The 17,917-nt window shown below is 67.9% G+C and carries 19 protein-coding genes; 13 read left to right on the forward strand and 6 right to left on the reverse strand.

Translation table 11 applies throughout. The features are described from left to right. Positions 1 to 121 precede the first annotated feature (121 nt). The 6 genes from ACLQ3I_RS11680 to def all read left to right on the forward strand — a co-directional run bounded on the left by ACLQ3I_RS11680 (position 122) and on the right by def (position 5,595). Positions 122 to 2,239, forward strand: a complete 2,118-nt coding sequence (locus tag ACLQ3I_RS11680) for an LCP family protein (protein ID WP_425788028.1) — start codon at positions 122 to 124, stop codon at positions 2,237 to 2,239. Continuing rightward, positions 2,239 to 2,961 carry a TIGR03089 family protein gene (locus ACLQ3I_RS11685; RefSeq protein WP_425802033.1) on the forward strand — a complete coding sequence of 241 codons (723 nt, stop codon included), beginning with the start codon at positions 2,239 to 2,241 and terminating at the stop codon, positions 2,959 to 2,961. Before ACLQ3I_RS11680 ends, ACLQ3I_RS11685 begins: the two co-directional genes overlap by 1 nt. Before the next feature lie 81 nt (positions 2,962 to 3,042). Continuing rightward, the gene (locus ACLQ3I_RS11690; protein WP_425802035.1) at positions 3,043 to 3,729 is read left to right on the forward strand and encodes a YdcF family protein; all 687 of its coding nucleotides are present in this window, start codon (positions 3,043 to 3,045) and stop codon (positions 3,727 to 3,729) included. A gap of 49 nt (positions 3,730 to 3,778) precedes the next feature. Continuing rightward, the gene (locus ACLQ3I_RS11695) at positions 3,779 to 4,153 is read left to right on the forward strand and encodes a nitroreductase family deazaflavin-dependent oxidoreductase (RefSeq protein ID WP_425802037.1); all 375 of its coding nucleotides are present in this window, start codon (positions 3,779 to 3,781) and stop codon (positions 4,151 to 4,153) included. A gap of 7 nt (positions 4,154 to 4,160) precedes the next feature. Next, on the forward strand, positions 4,161 to 4,988 hold the full coding sequence (locus tag ACLQ3I_RS11700; RefSeq protein WP_425788036.1) for a dienelactone hydrolase family protein: 828 nt from the start codon (positions 4,161 to 4,163) through the stop codon (positions 4,986 to 4,988). Positions 4,989 to 5,016: 28 nt separating this feature from the next. After that, positions 5,017 to 5,595, forward strand: coding sequence for a peptide deformylase (gene def, locus ACLQ3I_RS11705; RefSeq protein WP_425802039.1), 579 nt, complete (start codon positions 5,017 to 5,019; stop codon positions 5,593 to 5,595). Between the two features lie 12 nt (positions 5,596 to 5,607). Here the strand turns inward: def and purE are convergent, their stop codons facing one another. Both purE and ACLQ3I_RS11715 read right to left on the reverse strand, forming a co-directional pair. Continuing rightward, complete coding sequence (gene purE, locus ACLQ3I_RS11710) at positions 5,608 to 6,093, reverse strand: 5-(carboxyamino)imidazole ribonucleotide mutase (RefSeq protein ID WP_425790404.1); 486 nt, start codon at positions 6,091 to 6,093, stop codon at positions 5,608 to 5,610. A gap of 314 nt (positions 6,094 to 6,407) precedes the next feature. Further along, positions 6,408 to 7,649 carry a 5-(carboxyamino)imidazole ribonucleotide synthase gene (locus tag ACLQ3I_RS11715; RefSeq protein WP_425790406.1) on the reverse strand — a complete coding sequence of 414 codons (1,242 nt, stop codon included), beginning with the start codon at positions 7,647 to 7,649 and terminating at the stop codon, positions 6,408 to 6,410. A 129-nt stretch (positions 7,650 to 7,778) separates the two neighbouring features. Here ACLQ3I_RS11715 and ACLQ3I_RS11720 point away from each other — a divergent pair, with 129 nt between their 5' ends. After that, a complete protein-coding gene (locus ACLQ3I_RS11720; RefSeq protein ID WP_425788039.1) occupies positions 7,779 to 8,339 on the forward strand; it encodes a GtrA family protein in 561 nt (186 codons plus the stop codon). Here ACLQ3I_RS11720 and ACLQ3I_RS11725 read toward each other — a convergent pair. Genes ACLQ3I_RS11725 through ACLQ3I_RS11735 form a run of 3 tightly spaced genes read right to left on the reverse strand, consistent with a single transcriptional unit; the run spans position 8,311 to position 10,961 of the window. Next, entirely contained in the window at positions 8,311 to 9,693 is a 1,383-nt protein-coding gene (locus tag ACLQ3I_RS11725; RefSeq protein WP_425788041.1) for a sensor histidine kinase, read from the reverse strand. The genes ACLQ3I_RS11720 and ACLQ3I_RS11725 overlap by 29 nt on opposite strands. A gap of 21 nt (positions 9,694 to 9,714) precedes the next feature. Beyond that, positions 9,715 to 10,389 carry a response regulator transcription factor gene (locus ACLQ3I_RS11730; protein WP_425788043.1) on the reverse strand — a complete coding sequence of 225 codons (675 nt, stop codon included), beginning with the start codon at positions 10,387 to 10,389 and terminating at the stop codon, positions 9,715 to 9,717. Then, positions 10,386 to 10,961: a PH domain-containing protein gene (locus ACLQ3I_RS11735; RefSeq protein ID WP_425788045.1), complete on the reverse strand. Its 576-nt coding sequence runs from the start codon at positions 10,959 to 10,961 to the stop codon at positions 10,386 to 10,388. The genes ACLQ3I_RS11730 and ACLQ3I_RS11735 overlap by 4 nt, the downstream gene beginning before the upstream one ends. Positions 10,962 to 11,138: 177 nt before the next feature. Between ACLQ3I_RS11735 and ACLQ3I_RS11740 the strand changes: the two genes are divergently transcribed. After that, a complete protein-coding gene (locus ACLQ3I_RS11740; RefSeq protein WP_425788047.1) occupies positions 11,139 to 11,732 on the forward strand; it encodes a hypothetical protein in 594 nt (197 codons plus the stop codon). 41 nt (positions 11,733 to 11,773) lie between these two features. Here ACLQ3I_RS11740 and ACLQ3I_RS11745 read toward each other — a convergent pair whose 3' ends face one another. After that, on the reverse strand, positions 11,774 to 12,553 hold the full coding sequence (locus ACLQ3I_RS11745; RefSeq protein WP_425802042.1) for a biotin--[acetyl-CoA-carboxylase] ligase: 780 nt from the start codon (positions 12,551 to 12,553) through the stop codon (positions 11,774 to 11,776). Positions 12,554 to 12,726: 173 nt separating this feature from the next. On the opposite strand from ACLQ3I_RS11745, the gene ACLQ3I_RS11750 reads away from it, so the two are divergent. The 5 genes from ACLQ3I_RS11750 to ACLQ3I_RS11770 all read left to right on the forward strand — a co-directional run bounded on the left by ACLQ3I_RS11750 (position 12,727) and on the right by ACLQ3I_RS11770 (position 17,891). Further along, positions 12,727 to 14,355 carry an acyl-CoA carboxylase subunit beta gene (locus tag ACLQ3I_RS11750; RefSeq protein WP_425788051.1) on the forward strand — a complete coding sequence of 543 codons (1,629 nt, stop codon included), beginning with the start codon at positions 12,727 to 12,729 and terminating at the stop codon, positions 14,353 to 14,355. Continuing rightward, on the forward strand, positions 14,352 to 14,591 hold the full coding sequence (locus tag ACLQ3I_RS11755) for an acyl-CoA carboxylase subunit epsilon (protein ID WP_425788053.1): 240 nt from the start codon (positions 14,352 to 14,354) through the stop codon (positions 14,589 to 14,591). Before ACLQ3I_RS11750 ends, ACLQ3I_RS11755 begins: the two co-directional genes overlap by 4 nt. Continuing rightward, positions 14,588 to 15,223, forward strand: a complete 636-nt coding sequence (locus ACLQ3I_RS11760) for a Maf family protein (protein ID WP_425802045.1) — start codon at positions 14,588 to 14,590, stop codon at positions 15,221 to 15,223. Before ACLQ3I_RS11755 ends, ACLQ3I_RS11760 begins: the two co-directional genes overlap by 4 nt. Before the next feature lie 119 nt (positions 15,224 to 15,342). Further along, entirely contained in the window at positions 15,343 to 16,713 is a 1,371-nt protein-coding gene (locus ACLQ3I_RS11765; protein WP_425788057.1) for a hypothetical protein, read from the forward strand. A gap of 221 nt (positions 16,714 to 16,934) precedes the next feature. Beyond that, positions 16,935 to 17,891 carry an alpha/beta hydrolase gene (locus tag ACLQ3I_RS11770; protein ID WP_425790408.1) on the forward strand — a complete coding sequence of 319 codons (957 nt, stop codon included), beginning with the start codon at positions 16,935 to 16,937 and terminating at the stop codon, positions 17,889 to 17,891. Positions 17,892 to 17,917 lie beyond the last annotated feature (26 nt).

The raw sequence follows: 17,917 nt of genomic DNA on the forward strand, positions 1-17,917 counted from the left end.
GCGCTCGGCGTTGCACCCTCGAATTCTCACTTCACTTCAGTAGCCTGACGTCAGCACAACACCATCCGAAACGTCAACATCACGAACAACGGCACGCACTTGCGTAACACGTCCCGAGCGGATGTCGCCGCGTTCGCCGACGACGAAAGGGACTGACCCGCCCGTGGACTCTCGACCCGATGGCGCACGCCGACATTCCGGTGGTCGCGCACGTCCCGACGAGCCCACCGCTGCATCCCGCGGCCCCGCCGAGGGGCGTGCACGACGCACTCAACATCCGGCGCAGGGGCAACCATCCGATCCGCCGCCGCGTCGGCGGCGCCGGCCCGACCCCGGCGACCCGCGAGCCGAGCGCCGCACACCGACCGACCAGGCCCGTCCGGATCGGCCTCGCCGACGGCGGCCACCTGGTGCCGTGGACGAGCAGGGCCGTCGCACGTCGGGCGAGATCCACACCAGCGAGGGTGTCGCGGCCGACGGACCACGGCGGCGGCCGCGACGTCCCGACGAGGCCGCTCCCCGACGTCGACCCCGTCCCGGCGAGACACAGGCCCCGGCGGCCGGACGAGATCGCGGACAGGGCAGGCCACGTCCTCCCCGCACCGACGAACGTGCCGGTGGCCCCGGACAACCCCGACGTCGCCGCCCTGCGGCTGCTCCCGGTGATGGCAGACCGACCGGCGAGGCGCCACGCGCGGCAGCCGCCGCGCGACGCCCGTCCGGCCCGAAGCCTCCGCCCGGGCCCGCGTCCGAGTCCGCCGCGATGCCGGCGGCCGCACGCGTCAAAGAGCAGTTCTCGTGGCGATCCCGGACCACACGCAAAGGTCTCGGCCGCGGGCTGGTGGCGTTGCTGTCGGTGGCGGTGCTGTTGTGCACCGGCTATGCGTGGAACAGCGTCAGCAACCTGAACTCGAACATCACCCAGCTGGCCGGCCTCGGACTCGGTGGCGCCGACGACGGCGCGGTGGACATCCTGCTGGTGGGTACCGACTCGCGGACCGACGCCAAGGGCAACCCGCTGTCACCGTCGGAGCTCAAGATGCTGCGCTCCGGCGAGGATGTTGCGACCAACACCGACACGATCCTGCTCATCAGAATCCCGAACGATGGATCGTCCGCGACGGCGATCTCGATCCCACGCGACTCCTACGTCGACGTGCCCGGTATCGGCATGTCCAAGATCAACGCGGCCTACGGCACCACCAAGGAAGGGGTGCGGGGACGCGCGGTCGAGGCAGGCGAGAGCGAGGCGGCGGCCGAGAAGGAGGGCACCCAGGCCGGCCGCAAGGCCTTGATCGACACGGTCGCGAACCTCACCGGCGTCAAGGTCGATCACTATGCAGAGGTCGGGCTGCTCGGCTTCGTCCTGCTGACGAACGCGGTCGGCGGGGTCGACGTCTGTCTGAACGAGGCGGTCCGCGAGCCGTTCTCGGGTGCTCGATTCTCGGCGGGCGAGCAGACCCTGAACGGACCCAAGGCCCTCAGTTTCGTCCGCCAGCGCCACGGCCTCCCCCGCGGCGACCTCGACCGGATCACTCGACAGCAGGTCTTCATGGCGTCGCTGACCCAGAAGATGCTGTCCGCCCACCTGCTCACCGATCCCGGCAAGCTCGACGAACTCCAGCGGGCCGTGTCGCGATCGGTGGTGATCGACAACAACTGGGACATCCTGAAGTTCGCGGAGCAGTTGAAGGATCTCACCGGCGGCCGGGTAAAGTTCGCGACCATCCCCGTCGTCACCGAGCAGGGGTGGAGCGACGACGGACAGCAGAGTGTGGTGCAGGTGGACCCCAAGCAGGTCCACGGCTTCACCGACAATCTGCTCAACAGCAAAAAGAACGAGGACGCACCCGACCGTGCCGACTACACGGTCGACGTCGTCAACGCGGGAACCATCGACGGCCTGGCCTCCAACGTGTCGAACATCCTGACGACCAAAGGATTCCAGGCAGGCAAGACCGGCACCGGCGCGTCGAACGACAAGGACTCGGTGGTGTATGCGCACTCCGACGACGCCGGTGCCAAGCAGCTCGCCAAGGATCTCGGTGGTGCCGAGGTCCGAGTCGACTCCTCGATGCCCGACAAGCAGATGAAGGCGGTCTTGACCAATACCTACGAGGGCCCGGGGTCCATCGGCGACACCGGCGCTCAGACCGACAACGTGCCGGCCAGCGAACGGGTCGGCAACAACCGTCCGCCGATCACGGCCGGTTCCGACGGCCCGACGTGTGTGAACTGATGAGCGCACCGACGATCACCTCCGCCGTCTTCGACGCGGTCACCGACTGGTCGCAGCCGCTGCTGACCTACTACGACCATGCGAGCGGCGAGCGCACCGAGTTGTCCGGGGCAACCCTCGGCAACTGGGCCGCCAAGTCGGCCAACTTCTTCGTCGACGAACTGGGACTCGGCCCCGACGACGAGATCCTCGTCGATCTACCAGAGCACTGGCAGACCGCGGCCATCCTGCTCGGTGCCTGGTGGGCGGGCACGCATGTCCGGCTGCCCGGCAGCGACGTCGACGGGTCGACCCTCGGTGCGGTGGTGACGTCCGCCGATCGGCTCAGCAGGTACGACGACGCCGACGAGGTCCTCGTCGCCTCGCTGGATCCGTTCGCGATGGGTGTTCGCGACCTCCCGATCGGCGTCACCGATTTCGCGAGCGCCGTTCGCGTGCACGGTGACCAGTACTCCGTGTACAACCGGGTCACCGGGCCCGCGCTCGACGGCGCCCCGACCGACGGCGTGCTCGCCGCGGCCCGCGCTGCGGCCGGGACCGACGGGATCGTCGCGGGGACGCGGGTCCTCACCGTGCGGCCCTGGCACACCGGGGACCAGGTCGTCGGAAATCTCCTGGCGCCCCTGGTCGTCGGTGCCTCGCTGGTCTCGGTCTCCCACGCCGACGAGTCACGCCTCGGCGGGCTCGTCGACACCGAGCGCGCCGAACTCACCCTTCGCTGAAACCCGTCGGCGCCGGAACGGAGTCGGCGGGTTGTGCAGAATCGCAACGGAAATGCACTTCCGAGAATTACCGTGTTACTCATGCGTATCAAAGGGAGGGTTGCCCACTTGTTGGGCGCAAGTGTCCTGTGTGTCGCAATTGCCGGGACGGCGCCGATGACCGCCGCGCCCGCGGCGGCGTCACCGACGACGATGTTCAACGGGATCATGTCGACTGTCGGCGGCTGTCAGACCCCGGTCCCCGACCTGATCAAGTGGTGCACCGACACCGAGCGCCTCACGCCGGAGGTGCCGATGATGCTCCAGCTCAACCCGTTCGGGACCCGCATCGTGATCCTCGGCGCCGGATTGAATCGCGACGGTTCCATGAAACCCGTGCTGGTCACACGCCTGCAAGCGGGACTGTCGCTGGCACGGGGCTTCCCGCCGGCCGGCATCATCACCACCGGTGGTCTCCCGAGGGGCGGACGGACCGAGGCCCAGGCGATGCGGGCGTGGCTGATCGCTCATGGCGTGCCGACCGCCCGGATCGCCACCGAGAACCGATCGCGCACGACGGTGGAGAATGCCCGCTACACGGCGCGGATTCTGGCCGCCGGCCGGGCAACCGGGGCGGTGGTGGTCAGCAGCCCGAGCCATGTGAAGCGCGCGATGCTCAATTTCCGGACGGCGGTCAACGGCTCGATCCCGGTTGCCGGGGTGATCTCGGGATACACCAACGGCGCTCCCCCCGTCGGCTCCGGCAACGGGTCCTTCGGGTCGAGCTGATCGGCACGCAGCCTTTCGAGACGACGCCGGTTACGGCATGCTCGTACCCATGAAGATCCCCAGTGCGGTAGCTCGTTTCAACAAGGTGGTCACCAATCCGATCCAGCGCCAGTGGGCGCCACGACTGGCGCCGTGGGCGATGATCGGACATGTCGGACGCAAGTCCGGTACCGAGTACACGATTCCGGTGCTGGCGTGGGTGGACGACGACCGGGTGTCCATCGTGCTGACCTATGGCCGCCACACCGATTGGGTGCGCAACGTGCAGGCCGCGGGCGAGTTCGGGATCACCCGGAAGTCGGAGCACCACAAGGTCGTCAGGCCGAGGATCATCCCCTCGGACTCGCCCGACGTCGCGCGCGGGGCACGTCTGTTCGCCCGGTTCTTCGACTCCGTCCTGACCGGCACGATCGTCGACGGCTGAGGGACCGGTGGCCGACGATTCGCTCGAGGACTTCACCGCTCGCGACGTCACCGTCGGGAGCACGACCCATCGCGTGTACGCACAAGGTGCCGGTCCGGCGGTGATCGTCATCGCCGAGATGCCCGGAATCAGCCCGAAGGTCGCCGATTTCGCACGGAAAGTCGCGGGCAGAGGGCTGACCGCGGTGATGCCGTCGCTGTTCGGGGTGGACGGCCGCGACCCGAAGCCGGCGAACCTCGGCAGGCTCGGCGCGGCACAGAACATGTTCGGCACGATGATGCGCGCGTGCATCAGCCGTGAGTTCACCGTGCTGGCCACGGGCAAGACCTCACCGGTCGCCGACTGGCTACGCGGTCTCGCAGCCGAGGAGCACGAACGCTGCGGCGGTCCCGGCGTGGGCGCTGTCGGCATGTGTTTCACCGGCGGATTCGCCCTCGCCATGGCCACCGACGACCGACTGCTCGCGCCAGTCCTGTCCCAGCCGTCGCTCCCCTTCGGCGTCATCCCGGCGCGGAATCGTTCGATCGACATCAGCGATGCCGACCTCGCCCGGGTGAAATCGCGCTGCGCCGCCGGACTTCAGGTGATGGGACTCCGTTTCGACGGCGACCAGCTGTCTCCGCGCGGCCGATTCGATTTCCTCCGTGAACAACTCGGCGACGCATTCCTCGCCGTCGAACTGCCGGATTCGGCAGCGAACCCCGATTCGATGCTGCCGAAGCCACATTCCGTGTTGACCGAAGATCTGATCAACGAACCGGGACAGCCGACCCACGACACCCGGGAGAAGGTACTCGATTTCTTTGTCGAGAAGCTGGTGACCACATCGGAATGATGCGGTCTGCACAGAGAGGTCCGAGCACATGCCCGTCGCCGAGCTACTGAGACTGGGATCACCCCACCCCATCGTCCGGTGGGGTGATCCCGTGCTGCACACACCCGCTCGAGCGGTCACGGATTTCGGGACGGAACTGCAAGAGCTGCTGGCCGACATGTTCGCCACCAACGACGCCGCGCACGGCGCCGGTCTGGCCGCACCGCAGCTCGGCGTCGACCTCGCCGTCTTCATCTACGACTGCACCGACGAAACCGGCACTCGGCGCACAGGTGTCCTGTGCAATCCGGCGCTCACGCTTCCCGAAGGGCGTTCCCGACGACTCGTGTCCTATGGAGAGGGGTGTCTGTCGCTCCCGGGTGCGTACGCCGACGTCGACCGACCCGACGTCGCCACGTGCACGGGACAGGACCAGTATGGCGATCCGATCGTCGTCGCCGCGGGCGGAACGCTGGGCCGCTGCCTGCAGCACGAAACCGATCACATCGACGGAATCGTGTTCGGCGACCGGCTCGCCACGCGAGCGCGCAAGCGACTCCATCGCATGTTCGACGAGGGGGCGCACCACTACCCCGCCGACTGGCCCCAATCCCCGTCAGATCGGTAGCGGGAGGCGGGCTCAGCCCTCCCCGAGCAGTTTGTCGCGCAATGCCTGATCCTTCTCGAGCACCATGGTTTCCAGACCCTTCTGGAAATCCTCCATGCGAGAACGCAACCCGGCATCCGCAGACCCGAGGATCCGAATCGCCAGGAGACCCGCGTTGCGAGCACCACCGATCGACACCGTCGCCACCGGGACGCCCGCGGGCATCTGCACGATCGACAGCAACGAGTCCAAACCGTCGAGGGTCCGCAGCTGGACGGGGACTCCGATCACCGGCAGTGGCGTCGCCGACGCGACCATGCCGGGCAGGTGGGCGGCTCCCCCGGCGCCGGCGATGATCACCGAGATGCCGCGCGCCGCCGCCCCGGCCGCATAGTCGAGCATGCGCTGGGGGGTGCGGTGCGCCGAGACCACTCCGACCTCGAACGGCACGCCGAACTCAGCCAACGCCTCCGCCGCCGCCTCCATCGTCGGCCAGTCGGAATCGCTACCCATGATCAGGCCGACGCGCGGACGGGTGGGATCGGTGGCGGTGGGATCGGTGGCGGTGGGATCGGTGGCGGTGGGATCGGTGGCGGTGGGATCGGTGATGGTGGGATCGGTGATGACGTCACCGCCAGCGTCGGAGTCGGCAGCGTCGGCAATATCGGCGTCGGCAGGGTCCGTCCCGGCGAGTTCCGTGTCGGCTGTCTCCGCTTCGACGGTGTCCATTTCCGGCCGACCCGTCCCCGTATCGCCCGTCCCCGTATCGCCCGTCCCCGTATCGCCCGTCTCGGTGCTGCCCGACCCAGTGTTGTCCGTCCCGGCGTTGTCGGTCATGCGTGCACATCCCATCCATCGGTCCATTCGGCAGTCGACATCCAGTGCGCGGCACGCTCGGCGCGCTCCCGGACCTCGGCCACCGAATCGCTGTCGGTACCAACAATGTTGACGTGACCGATCTTTCGATCGGGACGCTCGCCCTTACCGTACAGATGCACCTTGGCATCAGGCATGCGGGCCATCAGGTGATGCAGGCGTTCATCCATCGACATCGACGGCGCATCCTCGGCGCCCAGGATGTTCGCCATCACCGTGATCGCCGCCCGAGGGGCGGTATCGCCGAGCGGATAGTCGAGCACCGCCCGTAGATGCTGCTCGAATTGCGAGGTGACAGCGCCATCCATCGTCCAGTGCCCGCTGTTGTGCGGCCGCATCGCCAACTCGTTCACCAGGAGTTCGCCATCGGTGGTCTCGAACAACTCCATGGCCATCACACCGACCACACCGAGCTCGGCGGCGAGCCGCAACGACATCTGCTGTGCCCGGGCCGCAACGTCCTCCGCCAGCTCCGGCGCGGGAGCGAGCACCACCGCACACTGCCCCTTCCGCTGGACCGTCTCCACCACGGGCCACACGCCGCCCTGCCCGAAGGGCGAACGCGCGACCATTGCGGAGAGCTCGCGACGCATCGACACTTTCTGCTCGGCGATGAGGTCGACCCCCGCGTCGAATTGTTCGTCGAACAACGTGAGTGCCTCGTCGCGGTCGTCGACCAGCCACACCCCGCGGCCGTCATAACCGCCGCGGATCGCCTTGAGGACCACCGACCAGTCGTGTCGGTCACCGAAATCCACGAAGCGGGCGCGCGCCACGTCGCGGTCGCCGGTCAGATCGGCGAAGTCGGGAATCGGGAGTCCGAGTTCGCCGAGCCGGACCCGCATAGCGAGCTTGTCCTGGGCGAAATGCAAGGCCGCCGACGGCGGGCGCACCGCTACACCGTCGGCCTCCAACGCCTGCAGGTGCGCCAACGGCACACCCTCGTGGTCGAAGGTCAGCGCGACCGCCCCCCGCGCGGCCTCTCGGAGGTCCGCCAGCTCGTCGTGGGAACCGAGCACCACGTCCGCACTCACCTGGGCGGCCGGATCACTGCTGCTCACGGCCAGCACACGAAGACATTGACCGAGCGCGATCGCCGCCTGATGAGTCATCCGGGCGAGCTGCCCGCCGCCGATCATCGTCACGGTTGGCATGCCGGTCTCCGACCGGGTTGGCATGCCGGTCTCCGACCTGGTCATGGCGCTGTCGAGCCTCGCTGGATCACCGGCACTGGAAGTCACGCGAAACATCGTGGCACGAGGGCTACGACCTTCGCATTATTGCCCGGCGAAGTTACTGTTCGGTTCCATTTCGTAGACTCGGATCTTGTGCCCTTTATCGACGAGCTGGTCGCTCGACTACCCGCGCCGGTTCAACAGGTCGCGATGCGCCACCACGAACTCATCAAGTTCGCCCTCGTCGGCGGCACCACATTCGTCTTCGACCTGGCCATTTTCTACCTGCTGACGTTCACCGTCCTGGAACCGAAACCGGTCGTCGCGCGCATCATCTCCGGCACGCTGGCGACGATCCTCAACTACATCCTCAACCGGGAGTGGGCGTTCAAGAATCGGGGTGGCCGCGAACGCCACCACGAGGCGTTGATCTTCTTTGTGATCAGCGGTGTCGGCGTGATCCTGGCCGCCGCGCCGCTGTGGGTCGCCAACAACGTCTTCGACCTCCGCAGCAACCTGAGTGTCACCGAGCTGGTCATCGTCGACTTCGTCCTCGGGTTCCTCATCGGCAATCTGCTGCAGATGGCCTTCCGGTTCTGGGCGCTGCGCAAGTTCGCGTTTCCCGAAGATCTGCTCCGCGGGGGCGATGCCGGTTCCACCGACCTGCATCCCACCGCCGAGGAACTCAACGATGAGGAACTCGGTCACGCGTAACCGGTGACGGCCTGCCGCGGACGGAATCACCGCCGCGGTCATCTCCGTCGGGGTGGTCGCCGTCCGTGTCGTCCCCGTCGTCGGGATCACCGGTGTGTGCCGAGGGCACCACGATCGAGAACACTGCCGGCCGCCGCATCGTCAGTTCGAGACGGCCGCCGTCGGCCTCGACGAGTGCACGTGCCAGCGACAGGCCGACCCCGTTGCCGCGGCCGGCCGAGAATCCTCGGCGGAATATCAACCCGACGAGATCGTCGTCGATGCCGGCCCCCTCGTCGGCGACGGTCATCCGGAGCATGTCGGCCGACGGCAGATCGTCGACGTGAATCCGGCACGTTCCGGCGCCGTGCTGCAGCGCGTTGTCCACGAGCACACTCAATGCCTCACGTAGCCGTCCCGGCCGGGCACTGACCGCCGTGGTCTGGCCGTTGAACGTCGCCGAGATCGATCGCCCCGCCGCGCCGAACGCCGCACGGAAGTCGCCGATCAGCGTTCGGACCATCTCCTCGACGTCGATCTGGTTCGGCACCGCGGGATCGTTCCGCGATGCCGCCACCATCTCGTCGAGCTCTCGGGAGAGTCGTTCCACCTGCTCGAGTGCCGCCTCGGCCTCCCCGACGACGGCCGGATCCTCGTGCAGCGACAGCTCGTCGAGGCGTAGTTGGATCGCGGTCAACCGACTGCGCAGCTGGTGTGACACGTCGCCGACGATCTCGCCCTCCCGCTCGAGCCGCAGGGCGATCTCCGAGTTCGCGTCCCCGAGCGCCCGCGACACCCGGTCCAGCTCGCTGATCCCGTACGACTTCCACTCGGAACGGAAGTCCCCCTTCGCCATCGCGGCGGCCCGGCCGGCCAGGTCGATCAGCGGATCCGCAACGCGACCCGCGGTCACCGCGGCCACGGTCGTGCCCGCGGCGATCGAGCTCGCGACCACGAGCGCCACGATCCCGATGGCGGCGAGCTGGTCGTCGCGCACCTGGGTGAGGGGGATCTCGAGGAGCAGCGACCCAGCATTACCCAGAGCGATCGAGTCGGTCATGGTCGCGCCGTCGATCGGCTCGCCGATCACCGTCTCGGCCTCGGCGTCGTCGCCCACCGGGTAGCGGACGGTCAGCCGGCCGTCCTCGGGCAACAGCAGCCGGAAAGCCTCGGTGTCGAGAGAGCCCGCGGACACGCGCCCTTCGGCGCCCTCCTGACGGATCAGCTGCGCCGAGATCAGCTTGAGCCGCGAGTCCAGGTTCTGGTGCGCATTGTCCGACACCCACCACCATGCGATCACGCTCAACGGGATGCCCAGCAGAAGACCGACCGCCACGATCATGGCGATCATCGTGTTCAGAATCCGGCGCCGCATGCGGTCTCCCCGATCAGCCGATCAGGGATCGAATCGGAATCCGACGCCGCGCACGGTGACGATGTGCCGGGGGCGGTCGGCCTGATCGTCGCCGATCTTCCGGCGCAGCCACGAGATGTGCATGTCGAGTGTCTTCGACGAGCGCAGGTCTGCCGATCCCCACACCTCGGTGAGGATCTCGTCCCGGCTCACCACCTGCCCCGGCCGTTCCATCAGGAACCGCAGCAGATCGAACTCCCGGTTGGCCAGCACCAGATCGGCACCGTCCACCAGCACCCGTCGGCCGCGGGTGTCGAGCTGGATGTCGCCGCCGTCGAGGACCACGTCGGCGCTCTGCTGGCGGCGGAGCAGCGCCCGCACCCGTGCCAGCAGCTCGGCCAGCCGGAACGGCTTGCCGACGTAATCGTCGGCGCCGGCATCGAGACCGACCACGAAGTCCACCTCGTCGGTGCGCGCGGTGAGCATCAGCACGGCGAGCTGTGGTCGCGCGGTCCGGATTCGACGGCACACCTCCAGGCCGTCGATCTCGGGTAGCCCGAGGTCCAGGATGAGCAGTTCGAACCGGGTGTCCAGCGCCTGGTCGAGCGCCTCGGCGCCATCGGTGACCACCTCGCAGCCATACCCCTCACGGGTCAGTGCGCGCGCCAGCGGCTCCGCGATGGCGATGTCGTCCTCGGCCAGCAGTACATCGGTCACCGTCCGACCCCCTCGTCGTGACGACGATCGGACCGATCGTCGTCCGTCAGCCCGACCTCGTCGGGCGCGGCGTCCTCGTGCGTGTCGAGGACCTCGTGATAGAGCATTGCGTGCACCCGTTCCACGTGGGGGATGTCGTCGAACGACAACGGCTCGTCGGACGCCGACTCGATGATCAGCGTGCCGGTTCGGAGCATCCGGTCGATCGGCCCGTGCCGGAACTCGACGGTGTTGATCCGACGGATCGGGATGTCGATCCCGGATCGAGTCAGGATGCCGTTGCGATAGATCACCCGGCGATCGGTGAGGACGAAATGCGTCGTCTTCCACGAGATCAGCGGCCGGACGAAATACCACACGAATCCGAGCAGCCACAACACACCGATGACGATCAGCAGCACGGTCGAGACCGTCGAGTCCAGGGCGGACCCGCTGACCATCCCCGCGAGCACCCCCGCGACAGCAGTCATCAGAAGGAACACCAGGAACGGCCCGAGCAGGCATTTCCAATGCGGATGCCGGTGCAGGACGATCTCCTCGCCGGGGGCGAGGTTCTCGCGTGGGTAGGACATGGCAGCCAGCTTAATCCGCAGCCCCCACACCGCAGCGTGGCTCGACCCATCCACGACCGCGATCACGACCATCGTGCGATCGTGGCACCGGCATGCCGCCGGAGACTGCTGGTGAACACAAGTACACTGCGAACAGACGCGTACCGGGCCGACCGCCGAGAAGGTCAAGGAGAAACCATGAGTTATCGCGACCCGCGTGACCCGTACGACCCGCGAACCGCCAGGTACGAGGGCGGATATCCGCCCGAGACACAGGCGTACAGCCGGTCGGACCCGCACGCACAACCCGGTCCGGCCGAGTACTCCGAGGCCTATCCGCCGGCTGCACCACGCCAGAAACCCCGCCTGGGTCCCAACGTGAACCCGACCATGTTCATCGGTGGCGTGGTGATGACCGGCGTCGTCACCGGACTCGCCGCGTGGCTGGCGGCGTGGGTGATCCGCGCGATCGTCGAGAGGGTCAACGAGGCCGGCAAATTCGGGGTATGGAATCCCCTGGCCCGCGACGAGATCTGGTTCGCCGTGGTCGGCTTCCTGTGCGCCCTGGCGGCGGGTGCGCTGTGGTACGTCCTGCAGATGGTCACACCCTCGCCGAATCAGTTCTTCCGCTGGATCGTGGGTCTCCTCATCGCCGGTGCGGTGATCATCCCGCTGGTCCTGTCGTCGGAGCTGTCCGTGGGGATCGCCACGGCGGTAGTCCATCTGATCATCGGATTACCGATCCTGACCCTGGTCCCGGCCATGGGGCACAAGAGCATCCAGCAGGGCTGACCATCGGACGATCCGGGCCCGCGAGCGCCCGGATCGTCCGATCAGTCGATCGGCCGCAGGTGAGTGACGTCGCCTGCGGCCGCCACCACTTCACGGCCGTCGACATCGATGACGATCCGCCCCGTCCGATCGATCCCGACCGCGGTACCCATCAACTCCTTGTCACCTGGCAACACCAATCGGACCCGTCGGCCCAGCGTGTCGCTACGGTCGCGGTACATCGCCGCCAGCTGGTCGATGTCGGTCGGCCACAGCGCGAGCAACTCGGAGAGGCCGCGCAGGAACTGTCGTGCGAGATCTTCCGGCGGGACCTCATCACCGGTGACGATCAGCAGTGAGGTCGCGGTGGGCACGGGCAGCTGTTCCTCGGTCATCGCCGTGTTGAGCCCGACCCCGATGACGGCCACCCCGCCGCTGGGCGTGTGCGTGTACTCGGACAGGATGCCGGCGATCTTCCGGTCGTCGATCAGCACGTCGTTGGGCCACTTGAGAGTCGGCCGTTCGCCCACGACGGCCTCCACGGCCCGGGCCACCGCCAGCCCTGCGATCAGCGACAACCAGCCCACGTGCTCGGGGTCGTCGCCGACCGCCACCGCCGACGACATCGCGAGTTGTCCACCGGCCGGCGCCGACCAGACGCGGGTATGACGACCCCGACCGGACGTCTGGTCGGCCGTGATGCGGACCGTCCCGCCGATCTCCTCGGTCGCCGCCCGGGCGATCAGGTCGGCATTGGTCGAACCCGTCGACTCGACGACCTCGATCGTGTGCCAGCAGGTGTCAGCGAGGGTCTCGAGGAGCTCAGCGCCATCCAGGGTCATACCCCAGACGCTACTGCGCCGACCATCGTCGCGGGGACGAGCACAGACGTGCGGCGGGGTGGCCCCCTGCGCACACACACGCGCCACTGCCGACCGATCGCTCGGGAACATGAGGCGATCTCACGTTGATCCGGTTGACGTGGCTCACAGTCGGGTAGTTAGCATCGTTGTTCATGACGACTGCTTCGCGCGATGACGGCGCCGCTCCCGACATCCACACGACGGCGGGAAAGCTCGCCGATCTGCGTAATCGCCTCGAAGAGACCAAGCACCCGGTGGGCGAGGCCGCGGTCGACAAGATCCACGACAAGGGCAAGCTGACCGCGCGCGAGCGCATCACGCACTTGCTCGACGAGGGGTCGTTCGTCGAACTCGACGCTCTTGCGCGTCACCGCAGCACCAACTTCGGACTGGCCGAGCGCCGGCCGCTCGGCGACGGCGTCGTCACCGGTTACGGCACCATCGACGGTCGCGAGGTGTGCATCTTCTCCCAGGACGCGACCGTGTTCGGCGGCAGCCTGGGTGAGGTCTATGGCGAGAAGATCGTGAAGGTGATGGACCTGGCCATCAAGACCGGCCGCCCGCTGATCGGCATCAACGACGGCGCAGGCGCTCGCATCCAGGAAGGCGTCGTCTCACTCGGCCTGTACGGCGAGATCTTCCACCGCAACGTCCGGGCCTCGGGCGTGATCCCGCAGATCTCGCTGATCATGGGTGCCGCCGCAGGCGGACACGTCTACTCGCCGGCACTCACCGACTTCGTGGTGATGGTCGACCAGACCAGCCAGATGTTCATCACCGGCCCCGACGTCATCAAGACGGTCACCGGCGAGGACGTCACCATGGAGGACCTCGGCGGCGCCCACACCCATATGTCGAAGTCCGGCACCGCCCACTACGTCGCGCAGGACGAAGAGGACGCACTCGAATACGTCAAGGATCTGCTGGGCTACCTCCCCAGCAACAACCGCGCCGAGGCGCCCCGACTGCCGGTTGCCGACCCCGCCGCCGGATCGATCGAGGACACCCTCACCGACGAGGATCTCGAACTCGACACCCTGATCCCGGACTCGCCCAACCAGCCGTACGACATGCACGAGGTGATCCGCCGCATCCTCGACGACGACGAGTTCCTCGAGGTCCAGGCCGAGTACGCGACCAATGTGGTCGTCGGCTTCGGTCACGTCGACGGCCGCAGCGTCGGCATCGTCGCCAACCAGCCGACACAGTTCGCCGGCTGCCTCGACATCAAGGGCTCGGAGAAGGCCGCCCGGTTCGTCCGCACCTGCGACGCCTTCAACATCCCGATCGTCACCCTGGTCGACGTCCCCGGGTTCCTGCCCGGTACCGAACAGGAATACAACGGGATCATCCGGCGCGGCGCCAAGCTGCTCTACGCGTACGGCGAGGCCACGGTAGGCAAGATCACCATCATCACCCGCAAGGCGTACGGCGGTGCGTACGACGTCATGGGTTCCAAGCACATGGGTGCCGACGTGAACCTCGCGTGGCCCACCGCCCAGATCGCGGTCATGGGAGCGTCGGGCGCGGTGGGCTTCGTCTACCGCGGTCAGCTCAAGGAGGCGCAGGCCAACGGCGACGACGTCGACGCATTGCGACTCCAGTTGCAGCAGGAGTACGAGGACACCCTGGTGAACCCGTACGTGGCCGCCGAGCGCGGTTACGTCGATGCCGTCATCCCGCCCAGCCATACCCGTGGACAGGTCGCCACCGCCTTGCGACTGCTCGAGCGCAAGATGGTCACCCTGCCGCCGAAGAAGCATGGGAACATCCCGCTATGAGCGACACGTCCGACACCACGAACGAGACCCCGACCGCCGCCCCGTTGCTGCGGATCGTCCGCGGCAACCCCAGTGACGAAGAGGTCGCGGTCCTCACTTCCCTGGTCGCCGCGGCCGCCGGTTCGTCGAACAGCGGTCCGGTCGAGACCGGCCCCCGCGACGACTGGGGTCGACCCGAGGACCGGCTCCGTCCCGTCTGGGGAGCGCCGACCAGTTTCACCAACCTGAGGGCGTGACCACCGTCTCGGTGGTCCTCGGATCCGCATCGCCTGCCCGGCTGCGGGTCCTGCGGGCCGCCGGGCTCGACCCCCGGGTGATCGTCTCCGACGTCGACGAGGATGCGGTACTCCGTACGCTCCACGGTGCACCTCCGGCGGAGGTGGTGGTACGCCTCGCCGGGGCGAAGGCCGACGCCGTGGTGGCCACGATCCTCGCCGGCGCCCACCACACAACCGACACCGTGGTGCTGACCTGCGACTCGATGCTGCTCTTCGACGGTGCGCTCAGCGGGAAACCGCACACCGTCGACGCCGCGTGTGCGCAGTGGCGCAGGATGCGCGGACGGTCGGCGGAACTGCTCACCGGGCATTGGGTCTCACGCATCCGGGATTCCCGGATCGTCGGAACGGCACAGGCATCCGCGGCCACGACGATCCACTTCGCCGACATCGACGACGCGACCGTGGACGCGTACGCCGCCACCGGCGAGCCCCTCGCGGTCGCCGGTGCATTCACCCTCGACGGCCTCGGCGGCTGGTTCGTGGAGGCCATCGACGGCGATCCGTCCTCGGTGATCGGGATCGGTCTCCCGACTGTTCGCGGACTCCTCGCCGACGTCGGAGTCGACGTCACGAGTCTGTGGCGATGACACCGTCGTGAAGACCGAGTGGCGCTGACCGGATGGCACTGACGCTGCGCCACGCCCCTTCATCAGCTATTAACCCGTTGCACAAGCGAGATCCAATCGAGATGTCTAGGGTCGGCGTAATGACCTCCCACGTCGAGCGCACCACACACGACGACGATCTGTTCATCCGCATGGACCGCGCATTCGGTGTCCCGGTGTTGAGCCAGGCGATCTGGCGCCTCACCGAACCGCTGACAGCCGAAGAACTCGGTCGGATCGGTCGCCGGCTGCTCGACACCCCGATCAGCCGTCGCCTCCATCGAAGCCGGATGCCCTTCGTCCGCGATCACTGGACCGCCGCGGCCGACACCGCCGGTCGGACCCACCTCGATCCGGAACTCGGCGACGACGAGATCCTCGACTGGATCGAACGCGCGGCCGACATCCGGTTCGACCTCGCGCACGGTCCCGTCTGGGATCTCCGGGCGGCCCCCCTGGCATCCGGTGGGGGCATCGTCACCCTCTGCTCCTCGCATGCCGTGGGCGACGGCTGGTTGGGCGGGCGGGCAATCCTGCACGCGACCGGTCACGACGACTCCACCGACGCGCATTACGCACCGGCCACACCGTCGCTGCCCGGTCAGATCCGCGAGTCCGCCACCCAGCTGAGGACGGTCGGCGCCGGTCTCATCGGACTCCTGCGGGACACCTGGTCGGCCCGGGGCGCCGCAGTCTCGACGGAGAAGTCGTCCGAGAAGCGACCGGTGACGTCGCAGTCGACTCCCCCGCCACCCGCGCCGACCGCCGACGAGGTCGCCCGCGAGACGACGATCCGGACCCCGCTCGCCATCGTCTCCATCCCCGGCGACGACTGGCGATCGACCTTCGCGGCATCGGGTGGCACCAGCAACGCCCTCTTCCTCGCGATCGTCACCGGGCTCATCGTCGGCGCCGACCGCGCTTCCTGGGAGGACACGGTCCGGGTGTCGATCCCGATGTCGGTGCGCCCGGGGGAGGACACCCGCGCGAACTCGACCACCGGACTCACACTGGATGTGCCTGCCGAGTGGAGCCGCTCACGAGATCTCGGGGCGATCCGGCAGGCGGCCAAGGAAACGTATCGGCGTGCCGGCACGGGCGCGGGTCGACCGCCGCGCCTACAGCCCCTCATCCAAGCGCTACCGGACGCCGCAGTGGCCGCCCTCAGCAAGAACGCCGCCACTCCGCTCGCCCTTGCCTCCAACGGCGGTGTGGTCGATCCGCTGTTCGCCGGGCTCGGTGATCCGTCCCGGATCGACACCTTTGCCTCGCGTGCGACGACCCAAGGCGTCAGCCGTGAGCGACTCGTTCGACTTCGCGGTGGGCTCGCGGCATGGTTTCATGACACCGGAGAGACCACGACGCTCGCCGTCTCCGGGCTCGACCCGGCCGCTTTCCCGACCTCTGCCGAGCTGTGCGCGAGCGTCCAAAAAGAATGTGCCCGGTGGGGGCTGACCACCATTCCATGGTGAGACATCTCACCCTCGGGGCGATCTGAGCCCCAAATCATTATTTTCGCTTGCAAATGTTCTTGGTTTTGGTTTACCTGACCTCCAGGAGCAGCAGCCCGTGCGCGGGCTGCGGACGACGAGGAGAACCACGCTCGATGACGACTTTGCGGACGCTGGCCGCCCGACCTCCCGGCGCCGGTCGCCCCCGACGCCGTCTGGCGCGCACGGCAGCCGCCGTGGCCATGGTGTGCGCCGCGGTGGCCTCCCTGGCCGGCACCACCTCGGTGGCGACCGCGGCGCCGTCCGCACCGTCGATCGAACGTGTGGTCCGCGAGGGACCGACTCAGTACGGCGTGTACGTCCACTCGGCGGCCATGCGTAAGACCATCAAGGTCCAGGTGCTCGTCCCCCGGACCCAGAGCGGCCCGCGGCCGACGCTCTACATGCTGAGCGGTCTCGGCGAAGAGGACCCGCAGAACAGTATCTGGCTGATCAAGTCGGATGCGGTGAAGTTCTTCGCCGACAAGAACGTCACCGTTGCACTGCCGCTGGCGGGCAATGGCAGCTTCTACACCGACTGGCAGCACGACGATCCCACACTTGGCCGCTACAAGTGGGAGACCTTCCTCAAGAAGGAACTCCCACCGCTGCTCGACGCCAGGTTCGACGGCAACGGGCGCCGCGGGATCGGCGGCCTCTCGATGGGCGCCGGATCGAGCCTCATGCTGGCCGCCCGCAATCCCGGCTTCTACCGTGCCGTCGCCGCCTACAGCGGGTGTTACACCACCACCGGTCCCGCCGGTGAGGCATATCCGCGCGGCATCGTGTCCGCGTTCGGTGGCGACGCCGACAACATGTGGGGTCCGCCGGGTGACCCGGCCTGGTCGGCACACGACGTCCTTCGCCATTCGGCGGGGCTGCGCGGCAGCGCGATCTACGTGTCCACCGGTACCGGCCGCGCCGGCCGATACGACGCGCCGGGATACCCGGGCAACGACGATCCGGCGAACCGCCAGGTCGTCGGCGGGGCGATCGAGATGGGCTCCATGTGGTGCACCCGGAATCTGCAGGCACAACTGGCCGCACAGCGCATCCCCGCGTCCTTCCACTACGTCGACCCCGGCACCCACTCCTGGCCCTACTGGGTCGATCAGCTGCACCGGAGCTGGCCGTTCATCGCCGCCGGACTCGGCGTCTGACGCCGCATCGGCACACGGCCTGACGG

The sequence above is a fragment of the Gordonia sp. DT101 genome (assembly GCF_049844895.1).
GTDB lineage: Bacteria > Actinomycetota > Actinomycetes > Mycobacteriales > Mycobacteriaceae > Gordonia.